The following is a 13,539-nucleotide window of genomic DNA, read 5'->3' as shown; positions in this document are numbered from 1 at the left end:
GGACGGTTCCGCTTCACGTCGGGAAGCTACAAACTGCGTTCATGTCGCTCTCTCGTCGCGGGTTCATGGCCGCCGCCGTCGCCGCCGCCTCCGGAACGCTGCTGCCGCCGTCGGTGTACGCCGCGCTCGCCCGCGAACCCCGTTCGGGAGGGCTGCGGGCGATCAAGCACGTCGTCCTGCTCATGCAGGAGAACCGCTCGTTCGACCACTACTACGGGTCGCTGCGGGGCGTGCGCGGGTTCTCCGACCGCAACGCGCTGAAGGGCGTGTTCGACCAGAGCGGGGTGCTGCCGTTCCCGGTCCGCGAGGCCGCCTCCGGGCGCGACGTCCAGTACATCGGCGACCTCGACCACAGCTGGAACGGCGGCCACTCGGCGCTGCGCGGCGGCTGGAACGACAACTGGGTGCCCGCCAAGACCAGCGCCACCATGGCGTTCTACACGCGCCAGGACATCCCGTTCCACTACGAGCTCGCCGACACGTTCACGCTGTGCGACGCCTACCACTGCTCGGTGCCGTCCTCGACCTCGCCGAACCGCAACTACTGGATGTCCGGCTACACCGGCTTCGAGCCGAACGGCACGCGCGCCACCGGGAACGCGGCCTACAGCGAGGACACGCACGCCGGCTACACGTGGACGACCTACCCGGAACGCCTGGAGGCGGCGGGGAAGTCGTGGCGGGTGTACCAGGAGCACGACAACTTCCAGGACAACAACCTGGAGTTCTTCGCGCGGTTCAAGGAGATCGCGCGCAAGGTGCTGCCCGCGGGGTTCAAGTCGCTCGACAAGCTCTACGGCACCGGCGACCCCGCGCTGATCGGCGCGATCGACCTGTCGAAGCTGACCCCGGCGGAGAAGTCGTTGTACGACAGGGGACTGCGGCGGGTGCGGCCCGGCGGGCTGGGGGAGGCGTTCCGCGCGGACGTGAGCTCCGGCCGGTTGCCCGCGGTGTCGTACCTGGTGCCGTCCTCAGTGGACTCCGAACACCCCGGCGCGTCCTCGCCCGCCGCGTCGGCCTCGATCACCTACCAGGTCCTGGACGCGCTGGCGTCGAACCAGGACGTGTGGGAGTCGACGGTGCTGTTCATCACCTACGACGAGAACGACGGCTTCTTCGACCACGTGCCGCCGCCGCGCCCGCCGTTGTCGGTCACCGACGAGTACGTGGGCGACAAACCGCTCGGACTGGGCGCCCGTGTGCCGATGACCGTCGTCTCGCCGTGGTCGGTCGGCGGGTACGTGTGCTCGCAGGTGTTCGACCACACCTCGATGACGCAGTTCCTGGAGAAGTGGACCGGGGTGCGCTCGGAGGAGGTCTCCGCCTGGCGCCGGACCGTGACCGGTGACCTGACCTCGGCGTTCGACTTCGACCGGCGGCGGACGTGGCCGGAGGTCGGCGAACCCGCGCCGGTCTCGCCCGCGACACCGCGCTGGCGGCCGGCGCCGCCGTCCGAGCAGAAGATGCCGGAACAGGAGGCAGGACGTCGCCGTGCGCGCGCGTTGCCGTATCAGCCCGATGCATCACTGCGCGGGTCACGGCTGGAGATGTCGAACGCGGGCACGGCGTCGGTGCACTTCGCGCTGTACCCGTACTCCGGCCAGTTCGCGCTGCCGCAGCACTTCGACGTCGCCCGCTCGGAGTCGGTGGAGCTGGCGGGAGACCACGACCTGGTGCTGCTGGGCCCGAACGGGTTCCGCCGCGAGTTCACCGGAGCTGCGTCCGACACCGCGCGCGTGTCGTCGTCGGTGCGCGGGTACAGCCGTGTGCTCACGCTGACGTTCGAGAACACCGGGCGCTCGCGGCTGACGTTCGTGCTGGGCCGACGGCGGGTCGTCGTGCGCCCCGGTCACCGGCACGTGATCCCGTGGCTGACCGCGCTGAACTCCGGCTGGTACGACCTGACCGTCGCGGTGGAGGAGGAGCCGCGGTTCCGCCGGCGGCTGTGCGGTCACATCGAGAACGGCCAGGAGTCGATCTCCGGCTGAGCTCGGCGCAGGTCCTCGCCCGGGCGTTCGCCACCCTGTTCGTGAGTGTCGGACCCGTCTGATACACCAGTGGACATGAGCACGAAGACCGGAGCACGCCGCGGGGAGCGCGTCCCCGCCGACACGCTGCCGGTTGCGCGCATCGTCGTGGACGTGCCGCTGGCGCACCTCGACCGCCCCTTCGACTACGCGGTTCCGTCCGATCTGGACACCACCGCGGTCCCCGGCTGTCGTGTGCGCGTGCGGTTCGCCGGGCAGGTGGTCGACGGGTACCTGCTGGAGCGAGTCGACAGCACCGAGTACGAGAAGAAGCTCGCCTTCATCGAGAAGGTCATCTCGCCGGAACCGGTGCTGGCGCCTGAGATCGCGGCACTGGCCCGCGCCGTCGCCGACCGGTACGCGGGCGGCATGATCGACGTGCTGCGGCTCGCGATCCCGCCCCGGCACGCCCGCGCGGAGGCAGCGCCGTCCGGGGAACCGGCACCGTCGCCGCAGGACCCGGCGTGGGTGGGGACGGTCGCTGAAGGCGATCAGCCCGACGGCCCCGAGGCGGCTGCCGCTGACGCCACCGGCGAGCGTCCCGCCGGCTCCGAGGACGCGGGCTCCGAGGACGCGGGCTCCGAGGACGCGGGCTCCGAGGACGCGGGCTCCGAGGACGCGGGCTCCGTGGCCGCCGGCTCCCAGCCCACCCAGTCCGAGGCCGCCGAAGCCGAGTCCGCTGGTACCGATGCCGCCGAAACCGAGTCCGCTGGTCCCGAGGCCGCCGAAGCCGAGGCCGCCGAAACTGAGCCGACGACTCCTGAGCCGACCGGTGCCCAATCCACCGGTGCCCAATCCGCCGGCGCCCAGCCCACCGAGCCCGACGCCGAGCCGGTCGACCACCCCCGCCCGGCGCCCGTCCGGTCCACGCTGCCACCGGTGCCCGCCGACGCGTGGGCGCGCTACCCGCGCGGGCCGAAGTACCTGGAGGCGTTGCGCAGCGGGTTGCCGGCGCACGCGGTGTGGCAGGCGCTGCCGTCGGAGGACTGGCCGGCCCGGCTGGCCGAGGCGGCGGCGTCGGTGGCGTCGACCGGGCGCGGCGTGGTGATCGTGGTGCCGGACCACCGGGACGTGGCGCGGGTGTTCGAGGCGTGCAGCGCGCTGATCGAGGGCGTGGTGACGCTGTCGGCGGACCTGGGGCCGTCGGAGCGGTACAAGCGGTGGCTGGCGGTGCGGCGGGGGGTCGCGCGGGTCGTGGTGGGCACGCGGGCCACGGCGTTCGCGCCGGTGGCCGACCCCGGGTTGCTGGTGGTGTGGGACGACGGGGACGACCTGCACACCGAGCCGCGCGCGCCGTACCCGAACGTGCGGGACGTGCTGGTGCAGCGCGCGCACATGACCGGCGCGGCGTTGCTGATCGGCGGGTTCGCCCGCACGGCCGAGGCGCAGCTGCTGGTGGAGACCGGGTGGGCGCACGAGATCGTGGCGTCGCGGGAGACGTTGCGGGCCATCGCGCCGCGGGTGGTGTCGGTCGGCGACAACGACTGGCAGGACGTGAAGGACCCGGCGGCGCGCACGGCGCGGTTGCCGTCCATCGCGTTCGAGGCGGCCCGGTTCGCGCTGGCCGACTCGCCGGTGCTCATCCAGGTGCCGCGCCGGGGGTACGTGCCGGCGCTGGCGTGCGGGCAGTGCCGGGGGCCGGCGCGGTGCCGCAAGTGCGCGGGGCCGCTGGCGTTGCCGGGGGGCACGCACGACGGGCAGCCCAGGCCCGCCTACTGCCGGTGGTGCGCGGCGACGGAGGCCGGGTTCCGGTGCCCGACGTGCGGGTCCCGCCGGTTGCGCGGACAGGTGATCGGGGCCAGGCGCACGGCGGAGGAGCTCGGGCGGGCGTTCCCGGGGTACCCGGTGCGCACGAGCGGTGCGGACGAGGTGCTCGCCACGGTGCCGTCACGGCCGTCGCTGGTGGTGTCCACGCCGGGGGCCGAGCCGGTGGCCGAGGGCGGCTACGGGGCGGTGCTGCTGCTCGACGGATGGGCGTTGCTGGGCCGGGCCGACCTGCGGGCGTCGGAGGAGGCGCTGCGGCGCTGGATGACGGCCGCGGGACTGGTGCGGCCGGGCAACGGCCGGGTGGTGGTGATCGCGGACTCGGCGTTGACGCCGGTGCAGGCGCTGGTGCGGTGGGACCCGGTGTGGCACGCGTCGACCGAGCTGGCCGCCCGTGCCGAGCTGGGCTTCCCGCCGGCGGTGCGGATGGCGACGGTCGACGGCACACCGGACGCGGTGAACGCGCTGCTGGACGAGCTCAGGCTGCCGCCCAGCGGCGAGGTGCTCGGACCGGTGCCGCTGGGCGACGACGAGACGAAGGAACGCGCGCTCGTGCGGGTCGCGCGTGCCGAGGGGCGGGAGCTGGCCTCGGTGCTCGCGAAGGCGCAGGCGGTGCGGACGGCCCGCAAGGAGCAGGAGCTGGTGCGGATCAAGCTCGACCCGATCGAGGTGCTCTGACCGGTCTGCCGCGGACCGCGGCGGACCGCGGCGGTCAGCCCTCGTGGTAGGAGCGCAGGCCGGCGAGGTGCTCGCGGACGTCCTCGTCGGTCAGCTTCTCGTACTGCAGGTACTCGGACATGTACGCCATCAGGTCGTGCCGCTCCGGGTGCTCCTCGGACGCGATCACGTGCGCGGTCGTGCCCGCGATGCCCGCCGGGAACAGCAGGAACCCGTCCAGGCCCGCCATGGTGTCGAAGGAGGCGTTCTTGGCCTCCCACAGCGCCCAGACGTCCTCCTCGCGGCCGCACTCGGCGAGCAGCAGCGCGGCCAGGCCCATGGCCTCGCTCACGCCCCAGCCCTCGCGGTGCGCGGCGGTCTCCTGGACGAGCAGGTGGCGCAGCAGGTCGGCGTCCTGGGGCCGGTGGTCGCGCAGCAGGAGGCGCAGCGCCTCCTCGCGGTCGGCCTCGTCCAGGTCGGCGGTCGTGAAATCGGTTCGCAAGCGGTCAAGGTCGATCGACACCACCGCACCCTAGGCCTTTCTCAAAAGGTGTTGCCATCCGGCCGGAACGGAGTAGAAGAGTGCGCATGTTGCGAACGGTTGCCGCACTATCGCTCTCCGTCGTGCTGGTCGCGCCCGCACCGGCACTCGCCGCGGGCCCGGCGGACCCCGCCCCGCGGGTGCCAGAACAGGTGGGGTGGGGTGGCGCGGTGTCCAGCGTCGACCCGGACGCCTCCCAGATCGGCGTCGACGTGCTGCGCCGCGGCGGCAACGCCGTGGACGCCGCCGTCGCCACCGCGGCCGCGCTCGGTGTGACCGACCCGTTCTCCGCGGGCATCGGCGGCGGTGGTTTCTTCGTCCACTACGACGCGCGCACCGGCCGGGTGTCCACCTTGGACGGACGTGAGACCGCGCCGCGTGCCGCCACCGACCAGCTCTTCGTCGAGAACGGCGCACCGCTGCCGTTCGCCGAGGCCATGACCAGCGGCCTGTCCGTCGGCGTGCCGGGGACGCCCAAGACCTGGCAGCAGGCGCTGCGCCGGTGGGGCACGCTGAACCTGCGCGAGGCCATGGCGCCCGCGGAGGCGCTGGCCCGGCGCGGGTTCGTCGTCGACCGCACCTTCAACCAGCAGATCACCTCCAACGCGGCGCGGTTCGCCGACTTCACCTCCACGCGCGACCTCTACCTGCCCGGCGGTCAGCCGCCGGCGGTCGGGTCGACGTTCCGCAACCCGCAGCTCGCCGACACCTACCGGGAGCTCGCCCGCACCGAGCTCGCCTCCCTCTACGGCGGCGCGGTCGGCCGTGACCTGGTCAAGGCCGTGCGCCAGCCGCCGGTCGTGCCCGGCTCGACCCGCACCGTCCGCGCCGGCGCCATGGAGCTCTCCGACCTGACCCGCTACCAGGTCGAACGCCGCGACCCCACGCACACGCGCTACCGCGGCCTCGACGTCTACGGCATGGCCGCGCCGTCGTCCGGTGGCACGACCGTCGGTGAGGCGCTGAACATCCTGGAGTCCACGGACCTCGCGAAGGCCTCGGACGTCGAGTACCTGCACCGGTTCATCGAGTCGACCAAGCTCGCGTTCGCCGACCGGCTGCGCTGGGTCGGCGACCCGAAGTTCTCCCGCGTGCCGACCGAGGGCCTGCTCTCGCAGAGGTTCGCCGACTCGCGCGCGTGCCTGATCAAGCCCGACGCCGTGCTGCCCGCACCGCAGCCCGCCGCCGACCCGCGCAACCCCGCCCCGTGCGAGGCCACGGCGGGCCTCGCGGACCTGCGCGACGACGCCGAGCGCACCACGCACCTCACCGTCGCCGACCGCTGGGGCAACGTCGTCGCCTACACCCTCACCATCGAGGCGGAGGGCGGCAGCGGCATCGTCGTGCCCGGCCGCGGGTTCCTGCTGAACAACGAGCTCACCGACTTCGAGTTCGTCGCGCCGACCCCCGGCGTGCCGCACCCGAACCTGCCCGGCCCCGGCAAGCGCCCGCGGTCGTCGATGGCGCCGACCATCGTGCTCGACCACGGCCGCGTCGTGCTCGCCGTCGGCTCACCCGGTGGTTCGACGATCATCACCACGGTCACGCAGGTCCTGACCGCGCGGCTGGACCGCAAGCTGTCCCTGCTCGACGCCGTCGCCGCCCCGCGCGCCTCGCAGCGCAACGCGGCCGTGACGCCCGCCGAGGCCGCGTTCATCGCGGCCGCACCCGCCCAGGGGCTGCAGGCCATCGGCCACCGGTTCAGCCAGAACGCCGAGATCGGCGCGGCCACGGCGGTCGAACGGGCCGCCGACGGCCGCTGGCGCGCGGTCGCCGAACCGACCCGCCGCGGCGGTGGTGCCGCTCGGGTGGTCAAGGTCGGCTGACCGGCTCCACCCGCGACGGCAGCACCCCGGGACCTACTCCGAGGTGCTGCCGTCGATGCGTTCGCGCAGCAGGTCGGCGTGGCCGTTGTGCTGCGCGTACTCCTCGACGAGGTGCAGGTACAGCCAGCGCAGTGACATCTCGCCCCGGCGCTCGTGGACGAAGACGTGGTCGAGGTCCTTGCCGGCGACCGCCCGGCGGGCCAGCCCCACCTCCTCGACGAGCGCGGCGTGCTCGGCCTCGGCGCGCTCCGGGTCGAGGTCGTCGAACGCGGCGTCCGGGTTGGCCTGCGAGGCGTAGCGGGGGCCCAGGTCCTGGCCGTCGGCCCTGACCCGGCACCAGACGCGTTCGACGTCGGTCAGGTGCCGGATGAGCCCCAGCAGGGTGAGCGTCGAGGGCGGCGCCGACGCCGTGGCCAGCTCGGCCCCGGTGAGGCCCGCGCACTTGGCCAGGAACGTCGCCCGGTGGCGGTCCAGGACCGCCTCCAGCACCGCTCGCTCGGGGCCGAGCACGGGTTCGGCCGGGATCTCGACTTCGGGTGCCGTCCAGGTCATGGAGCCATGATCACCTGAGCGGGTCCGGGTGGAGAACCGAGGTGTCCGCGTCCCGGACCACCGCGGCCGTCCCCTCGCAGCGCTGGTGCATCAGCCTCATGACCTGGAGGTGTCCACCTCCCGGCCGAGTGTCGCCGCCGATCTTCCTACCGCAGGCTGAGGAAGGCTCGATACCGCCAGCCGATGTCCGCTGACCTGCGCGAACGGCACAGTGGACACCATGACGACGACCACCGTGCACCACCGCCCGACCGCCATCGCGGCCCACCTCGACCTCAGGGCGCTGATCCGTCCTGTGCTGACGGCGCTGCGGTTCACCGGCCACCTCCTGGTGGCGCTGGTGGGCGTGATCTTCCTCGGCAGCGCCGCCGAGCACTGACCGCGTTCCTCGTAGACTGACCGCCAGTCCACCACGAGGAGCACCGCGTGACCGTCCAACCCATCCGTCTGTTCGGCGACCCCGTGCTGCGCACCCCCGCCGTCGAGGTCACCGACTTCGACAAGGAACTGCGCACCCTGGTCAAGGACCTGTGGGACTCGATGCAGAACGCGGGCGGAGCAGGGCTCGCCGCGCCGCAGCTCGGTGTGGGACTGCGCGTGTTCACCTACCACTGCGACGGCTTCGCGGGCCACCTCGTCAACCCCACCTGGGAAGTGGTCGGCGAGGAGCTGCAGGAGGGCAACGAGGGCTGCCTGTCCATCCCCGGCATGTCGTGGAACTGCACCCGGCACCTGCACGTCGTGGCCAAGGGCTGGAACATGCACGGTGAGCCGGTCGAGGTCGAGGGCACCGAGACCCTGGCCCGCTGCATCCAGCACGAGACCGACCACCTCGACGGCGTGCTGTTCCTCGACCGCCTCGACGCCGAGACCCGCAAGCAGGCGATGCGGGAGATCCGCCAGGCCGAGTGGTTCGACGGCGCGGTCCCCACCCTGAAGCAGAGCCCGCACCCCTTCTTCGGCAAGGCCAACTGACCATGCGCCTCGTGTTCGCAGGCACGCCCGAGGTGGCACTTCCCTCGCTGCGCGCCTTCATCGACTCCTCCCGCCACGACGTCGTCGCCGTCGTCACCCGCCCGGACGCCCCCGTCGGCCGCGGCCGACGGATGGAACGCTCCCCGGTCGGCGCCCTCGCCGACGAGCACGGCATCGAGGTCCTGAGACCGGCCAAGGCGGGCGACCCCGACTTCCTCGACCGCCTGCGCGCGCTGGAACCCGACCTCTGCCCGGTCGTGGCCTACGGCGCCCTGCTGCCGCAGCGCACCCTCGACGTCCCGCGCCTCGGCTGGGTCAACCTCCACTTCTCCGTGCTGCCCGCCTGGCGCGGTGCCGCCCCGGTGCAGGCCGCCGTGCGCAACGGCGACGACATCACCGGAGCCACCACCTTCCGCATCGTCAAGGAGCTCGACGCGGGCCCCGTCTTCGGCGTGGTGACCGAGAAGGTCAAGCCCCGCGACACCTCCGGCGACCTGCTGGGCCGGCTCTCCGTCTCCGGCGCCCACCTGCTGCTGTCCACAGTGGACGGCATCGAGGACGGCACCCTGCGCGCCGTCGAGCAGCCCGCCGACGGCGTGACGTACGCCCCGAAGATCACCGTCGAGGACGCGCGCCTCGACTTCACCACCCCTGCGGCAGCCCTGGACCGGCTCGCCCGCGCGGTCACACCCGAACCCGGCCCGTGGGCGGAGTTCCGCGGCGAGCGGCTCAAGCTCGGACCCGTCACGCCCGTGGACGACGTCACGCTGCCCGCCGGCGAGATCGTCGTCGAACGCAAGCGGGTGCTCGTTGGCACCGCGACCACCGCCGTGGCACTGGGCGAGGTGCAGGCGCAGGGCAAGAAGCGCATGGCGGCGACCGACTGGGCCCGCGGCGTGCGCATCGAGGCCGGGGAGCGCATCGCATGAGCGCGCGGCGCGGTGTGGTGAGCGGACACGGTGTGGTGAACGGGTGCGGTGCGGGACACCGGACTGCGGAGGCCGCGGGTGGTTCTGCCGCGCGGGTCGAGGCGGCCGGGGCGCGGTCGTCGGCCGTCGTGGGGCTGCGGCGCGTCGGCGTTGCGAGCGAGCGCGGGGCGGATGGTCGCGGAGCGTGGACCGCGCGGGGCGTGGCTGGAGCGGTTCGTCGCGGTGCAGCGGGTCCGTTGACACCCGGAAGTGCCGCGGGGTTTGGGTTTGGTGGTGTGTCCGATCGGTTGTGGGTCGGCACGGAAAGCCGGCGCGGTGGTCGTGCCGGAGCAGGGGAAGTCGAAGTGATGAGGCCCGGACTGATGGAGCGCAGCGCATGACCGGCTACTCGCGAGGAGCGTCCAAGCCGTCGGGGCCGCGCAGGCCGCACCCGCCGCGGCGGCGCACCGGACCGGCGCGGCCGCCGGTGGAGGACCCGGCGCGGCTGGCGGCGCTGGAGACGTTGCGCGCGGTGCGGCAGCGGGACGCGTACGCGAACCTGGTGCTGCCGCAGCTCCTGCGGGAGCGGCGGATCACCGGGCGCGACGCGGCGCTGGCCACCGAGCTCACCTACGGCGCCTCGCGGGCGCGCGGGTTGCTCGACGCCGTCATCGAGGCGTGCTCAGATCGGCCGCTGTCCGAAGTGGACGGGTCGGCGCTCGACGCGTTGCGGCTGGGCGCGTACCAGCTGCTGCGCACGCGCATCCCGTCGCACGCGGCCGTGGCGTCCACCGTCGACCTCGTCCGCGCCGAGCTGGGCTCCGGCATCGCGGGCTTCGTCAACGCCGTGCTGCGCCGGATTGCCGAGCAGGACGAACAGGCGTGGGTCGACGAGCTCGCACCCGACCCGGACACCGACCCGATCGGCAACCTGGCGTTCACGCACGCCCACCCGCGGTGGATCGCGCAGGCCTTCGCCGAGGCGCTGGGCAGCCGCGACGACTCCCTGCGGCGCGCGCTGGAGGCCGATGACGCCCGGCCCGCCGTGCACCTGGTGGCACGCCCCGGCGAGGTGAGCGCCGACGAGCTCGCCGCCATCACCGGCGGCGACGTGGCGCCCTACTCGCCCTACGGCGTGCACCTGGAGCCGGGGGCCGGAGACCCGGCTGACCTCGAACCCGTTCGCGAGCGTCTGGCGAACGTGCAGGACGAGGGCAGCCAGCTCTGCGCACTGGCCCTGACGCGTGCGCCGCTGGAAGGCACCGACGACCGGTGGCTCGACCTGTGTGCCGGCCCGGGAGGGAAGGCAGCGCTGCTCGCGGCACTGGTCGGCCTGGAAGGCGGTGAGCTCATCGCCGTCGAGAAGGCACCCCACCGCGCGGAGCTGGTGCGCAAGATCACCTCAGGCCTGCCGATCACCGTGGAGGTGGCCGACGGCCGCGAGACCGACTTCGTCGAAGGGGCGTTCGACCGCGTGCTCGTCGACGCGCCCTGCACCGGTCTCGGTGCCCTGCGCCGGCGCCCGGAGGCGCGGTGGCGGCGCCAGCCCGCCGACGTCGGCCAGCTCACGAAACTGCAGCGCGAGCTCCTCACCGAGGCGTTGCGGCTGGTGCGTCCTGGCGGAGTCGTGGCTTATGTCGTGTGCTCACCTCATCTCTCGGAGACCGTGGGGGTGGTGGCGGACGTCGCCCGGCGGACCGGAGCGGAACAGCTCGACACCCGGACGCTCTTCCCCGAGATGCCGGATCTCGGGGACGGGCCGCACGTCCAGCTCTGGCCGCACCTGCACGGAACGGACGCGATGTTCTGCGCGGTGCTGCGACGTCCTGTCTGAGCGCTCGGGAACGACGTTAGCGACGGGGTCCGACAGTTCCGGACCCCGTCGACCGGCATGAGGGCGCACCGAGCAGAGGTTCACCGGTTCGAGTGAAAGCCTCCGGCAGGCCTCGACACCGCAGGCCCGCAGGCTCTCAGCACGTGCAACTGCGCCGGCGAGCCGAACCGGTTGCCCACCGCGCACACCCGGCGCCCGCACCTGCAGCGGCGAGGGGACAGGCCCGGCTGGCCCGCCGCCGGCAGACCGGGCCTCGCCTACCATCGCGGTCGTGACGACACGCGGGTTGCTCGGTCTGGTCGCCTCCGCCTGCGGTGGTGTGGAGTCCTGGTTCCGCACCGGGCTCGCCGAACCGGCGGTCGCACGGGGCTGGCGGCTCGCCATCACGTTCACCCCGGCGGTGGTCCCGTGGTTCGAGGAGGCGGGGGAGCTCGGCAAGCTCCAGGAGCTCACCGACCTGGAGGTCAGGTGGCACCCGCGGCTGCCCGGCCAGCCCAAGCCCTACCCCACGCCCGACGCGTTCGTGTTCGCCCCCGCCAGCGCGAACTCGGTGGCGAAGCTGGCCCTCGGCATCGGCGACAACCAGGCGCTGACCGCGGTGAACGAGGCCATGGGCGTCGAGGGCTGCAAGGTCGTCGTCATGCCGCAGGCCAACGCCGACAAGCGCCGTCACCCGATGTGGGAGACGCACGTCACCACCCTCACGCGAGCGGGTGTCGTGGTCGTCTCAGACGAGCCGCCCGGCAGGTTGCTCGACCTGCTGGACACCTAGACTCCACCCTCGTGGTCCACACGCCGATGATCGCCCCCAGCATCCTGTCCGCCGACTTCGCCCGGCTCGCCGACGAGCTCGCCGCGGTGCCCACGTCGGACTGGATCCACGTCGACGTCATGGACAACCACTTCGTGCCGAACCTGACCCTGGGGCTGCCCGTGGTCAAGTCGCTGCTGAAGGTCACCGACATCCCGGTCGACTGCCACCTGATGATCGAGGACCCGGACCGCTGGGCCATCGGGTACGCCGAGGCGGGCGCCCACAACGTGACCGTCCACGTCGAGGCCGCCGCCGACCCGGTCGCGCTCGCCAAGAACCTCAGGGCCGCCGGAGCCAAGGCCGGTCTGAGCATCAAGCCGGGCACCCCGCTGGAGCCCTACGTCGAGGTGCTCAAGCACTACGACACGCTGCTGGTCATGTCGGTCGAGCCCGGCTTCGGCGGCCAGAAGTTCATGGCCGAGGTCCTCGACAAGGTCAGGACCGCGCGCCGGCTCGTCGACACCGGCCACCTCAAGCTGGTGGTGGAGATCGACGGCGGCATCAACGCCGACACCATCGAGCAGGCCGCGCAGGCCGGTGTGGACTGCTTCGTCGCGGGTTCCGCCGTGTACGACGCCGCCGACCCCGGCAAGGCCGTCGAGGCACTGCGCGCCCAGGCAGCCGGCGTCCGGTGACGCCGGAGGACGCGATGGCGCTCGCCGTCGCGGAGAGCGAGCGGGTGCGGGGCACCACCAGCCCCAACCCGCCCGTGGGCTGCGTCGTGCTCGACGAGCACGGCAAGGCGGTCGGGTTCGGCGGCACGCAACCCGCCGGGGGACCGCACGCCGAGGTGATGGCGCTCAAGGACGCGGGAACCAGGGCGCGCGGTGGCACCGCAGTCGTCACACTCGAACCGTGCGCACACCACGGCCGCACCGGTCCGTGCACGGACGCGTTGCTGGAGGCGGGCATCAAGCACGTCGTCCACGCCGTCACCGACCCGAACCCGAGGGCCGCGGGCGGTGCGGAACGGCTGCGCGAGGCCGGCGTCACGGTCGAGAGCGGCCTTCTCGCCGACGAGGTCAGCAAGGGCCCGCTGCGCGCGTGGCTGCACTACGCGCGCACGGGCCGTCCGCACGTCACGTGGAAGTACGCGGCATCGCTGGACGGCCGGATCGCCGCCCAGGACGGCACCAGCCGCTGGATCAGCTCCGAGACCTCCCGCAAGGAGGTCCACGACCTGCGCGCGAAGCTCGACGCGATCGTCGTCGGCACCACCACGGTCCGCACGGACGACCCCGCGCTGACCGCTCGCGACGCCGACGGAATGTTGCTGCCCCACCAGCCGTTGCCGGTGGTCGTGGGCATGAGCGACCTGCCGGCCGGTGCCGCGCTCCGGCACACCGCGCTGCACCTGCGCACGCACGACCCGGACGAGGTGCTGGGCGCGCTGGCGGCGAGGGGTGTGGTGGACGTGCTGCTGGAGGGCGGTCCGACCGTGGCGGGGGCGTTCCTGCGCGCCGGGCGGGTCGACCGCGTGCTCGCCTACGTCGCACCCGCGCTGCTGGGCAGCGGGCCCGCGGCCGTGGTGGACGCGGGCGTGTCGACCATCACGGACGCTGTCCGGTTGACCGTGGAAGACGTCACCATGAGCGGACCAGACTTGCGGATCAGCGCGGTTCCGCAGACTTAGGAGGAGCG

At 73.2% G+C, this 13,539-nt stretch carries 12 protein-coding genes; 10 read left to right on the top strand and 2 right to left on the bottom strand.

Features of this window, described 5'->3' with window-relative positions:
• The first annotated feature begins 41 nt into the window (after positions 1 to 41).
• Complete coding sequence (locus tag ACZ7CD_RS16230; RefSeq protein ID WP_470379160.1) at positions 42 to 1,988, top strand: phosphocholine-specific phospholipase C; 1,947 nt, start codon at positions 42 to 44, stop codon at positions 1,986 to 1,988.
• A 75-nt stretch (positions 1,989 to 2,063) separates the two neighbouring features.
• Entirely contained in the window at positions 2,064 to 4,469 is a 2,406-nt protein-coding gene (locus tag ACZ7CD_RS16225; RefSeq protein ID WP_470379159.1) for a primosomal protein N', read from the top strand.
• Between the two features lie 34 nt (positions 4,470 to 4,503).
• Here the strand turns inward: ACZ7CD_RS16225 and ACZ7CD_RS16220 are convergent, their stop codons facing one another.
• Complete coding sequence (locus ACZ7CD_RS16220; RefSeq protein ID WP_360387101.1) at positions 4,504 to 4,950, bottom strand: hypothetical protein; 447 nt, start codon at positions 4,948 to 4,950, stop codon at positions 4,504 to 4,506.
• 86 nt (positions 4,951 to 5,036) lie between these two features.
• Between ACZ7CD_RS16220 and ggt the strand changes: the two genes are divergently transcribed.
• Entirely contained in the window at positions 5,037 to 6,815 is a 1,779-nt protein-coding gene (ggt, locus tag ACZ7CD_RS16215) for a gamma-glutamyltransferase (RefSeq protein WP_360387104.1), read from the top strand.
• Positions 6,816 to 6,848: 33 nt separating this feature from the next.
• Here the strand turns inward: ggt and ACZ7CD_RS16210 are convergent, their stop codons facing one another.
• Positions 6,849 to 7,367, bottom strand: coding sequence for a DinB family protein (locus ACZ7CD_RS16210; RefSeq protein ID WP_470368595.1), 519 nt, complete (start codon positions 7,365 to 7,367; stop codon positions 6,849 to 6,851).
• 220 nt (positions 7,368 to 7,587) lie between these two features.
• On the opposite strand from ACZ7CD_RS16210, the gene ACZ7CD_RS16205 reads away from it, so the two are divergent.
• From ACZ7CD_RS16205 to ribD, 7 genes are all read left to right on the top strand, one after another.
• Positions 7,588 to 7,746, top strand: a complete 159-nt coding sequence (locus ACZ7CD_RS16205; RefSeq protein ID WP_360387109.1) for a hypothetical protein — start codon at positions 7,588 to 7,590, stop codon at positions 7,744 to 7,746.
• 47 nt (positions 7,747 to 7,793) lie between these two features.
• Positions 7,794 to 8,342, top strand: coding sequence for a peptide deformylase (gene def / locus ACZ7CD_RS16200; protein ID WP_360387111.1), 549 nt, complete (start codon positions 7,794 to 7,796; stop codon positions 8,340 to 8,342).
• A 2-nt stretch (positions 8,343 to 8,344) separates the two neighbouring features.
• On the top strand, positions 8,345 to 9,271 hold the full coding sequence (gene fmt, locus ACZ7CD_RS16195; protein ID WP_470379158.1) for a methionyl-tRNA formyltransferase: 927 nt from the start codon (positions 8,345 to 8,347) through the stop codon (positions 9,269 to 9,271).
• Positions 9,272 to 9,647: 376 nt separating this feature from the next.
• Positions 9,648 to 11,084 (top strand): RsmB/NOP family class I SAM-dependent RNA methyltransferase, encoded by a 1,437-nt coding sequence (locus tag ACZ7CD_RS16190; RefSeq protein WP_360387116.1) that lies wholly within the window; start codon positions 9,648 to 9,650, stop codon positions 11,082 to 11,084.
• A gap of 271 nt (positions 11,085 to 11,355) precedes the next feature.
• Positions 11,356 to 11,856 (top strand): flavoprotein, encoded by a 501-nt coding sequence (locus tag ACZ7CD_RS16185; RefSeq protein ID WP_360387119.1) that lies wholly within the window; start codon positions 11,356 to 11,358, stop codon positions 11,854 to 11,856.
• Positions 11,857 to 11,882: 26 nt separating this feature from the next.
• Positions 11,883 to 12,533: a ribulose-phosphate 3-epimerase gene (gene rpe / locus ACZ7CD_RS16180; RefSeq protein WP_470373463.1), complete on the top strand. Its 651-nt coding sequence runs from the start codon at positions 11,883 to 11,885 to the stop codon at positions 12,531 to 12,533.
• A 14-nt stretch (positions 12,534 to 12,547) separates the two neighbouring features.
• Complete coding sequence (gene ribD, locus ACZ7CD_RS16175) at positions 12,548 to 13,531, top strand: bifunctional diaminohydroxyphosphoribosylaminopyrimidine deaminase/5-amino-6-(5-phosphoribosylamino)uracil reductase RibD (RefSeq protein ID WP_470379285.1); 984 nt, start codon at positions 12,548 to 12,550, stop codon at positions 13,529 to 13,531.
• Positions 13,532 to 13,539: the final 8 nt, after the last annotated feature.

The sequence above is a fragment of the Lentzea sp. NPDC036949 genome (genome assembly GCF_055608075.1).
Note: the sequence above shows the minus strand (reverse complement) of the source record. Positions and strands in the feature narration are given on the sequence as shown.

Bases quoted from the DNA above. Each gene is read 5' to 3' on its own strand.
- ACZ7CD_RS16190 (WP_360387116.1), top strand. From the start codon at position 9,648: ATGACCGGCTACTCGCGAGGAGCGTCCAAGCCGTCGGGGCCGCGCAGG.
- ACZ7CD_RS16210 (WP_470368595.1), bottom strand. From the start codon at position 7,367: ATGACCTGGACGGCACCCGAAGTCGAGATCCCGGCCGAACCCGTGCTC.
- ACZ7CD_RS16225 (WP_470379159.1), top strand. From the start codon at position 2,064: ATGAGCACGAAGACCGGAGCACGCCGCGGGGAGCGCGTCCCCGCCGAC.
- fmt (WP_470379158.1), top strand. From the start codon at position 8,345: ATGCGCCTCGTGTTCGCAGGCACGCCCGAGGTGGCACTTCCCTCGCTG.
- ggt (WP_360387104.1), top strand. From the start codon at position 5,037: ATGTTGCGAACGGTTGCCGCACTATCGCTCTCCGTCGTGCTGGTCGCG.
- ACZ7CD_RS16230 (WP_470379160.1), top strand. From the start codon at position 42: ATGTCGCTCTCTCGTCGCGGGTTCATGGCCGCCGCCGTCGCCGCCGCC.
- rpe (WP_470373463.1), top strand. From the start codon at position 11,883: ATGATCGCCCCCAGCATCCTGTCCGCCGACTTCGCCCGGCTCGCCGAC.
- ribD (WP_470379285.1), top strand. From the start codon at position 12,548: ATGGCGCTCGCCGTCGCGGAGAGCGAGCGGGTGCGGGGCACCACCAGC.
- ACZ7CD_RS16205 (WP_360387109.1), top strand. From the start codon at position 7,588: ATGACGACGACCACCGTGCACCACCGCCCGACCGCCATCGCGGCCCAC.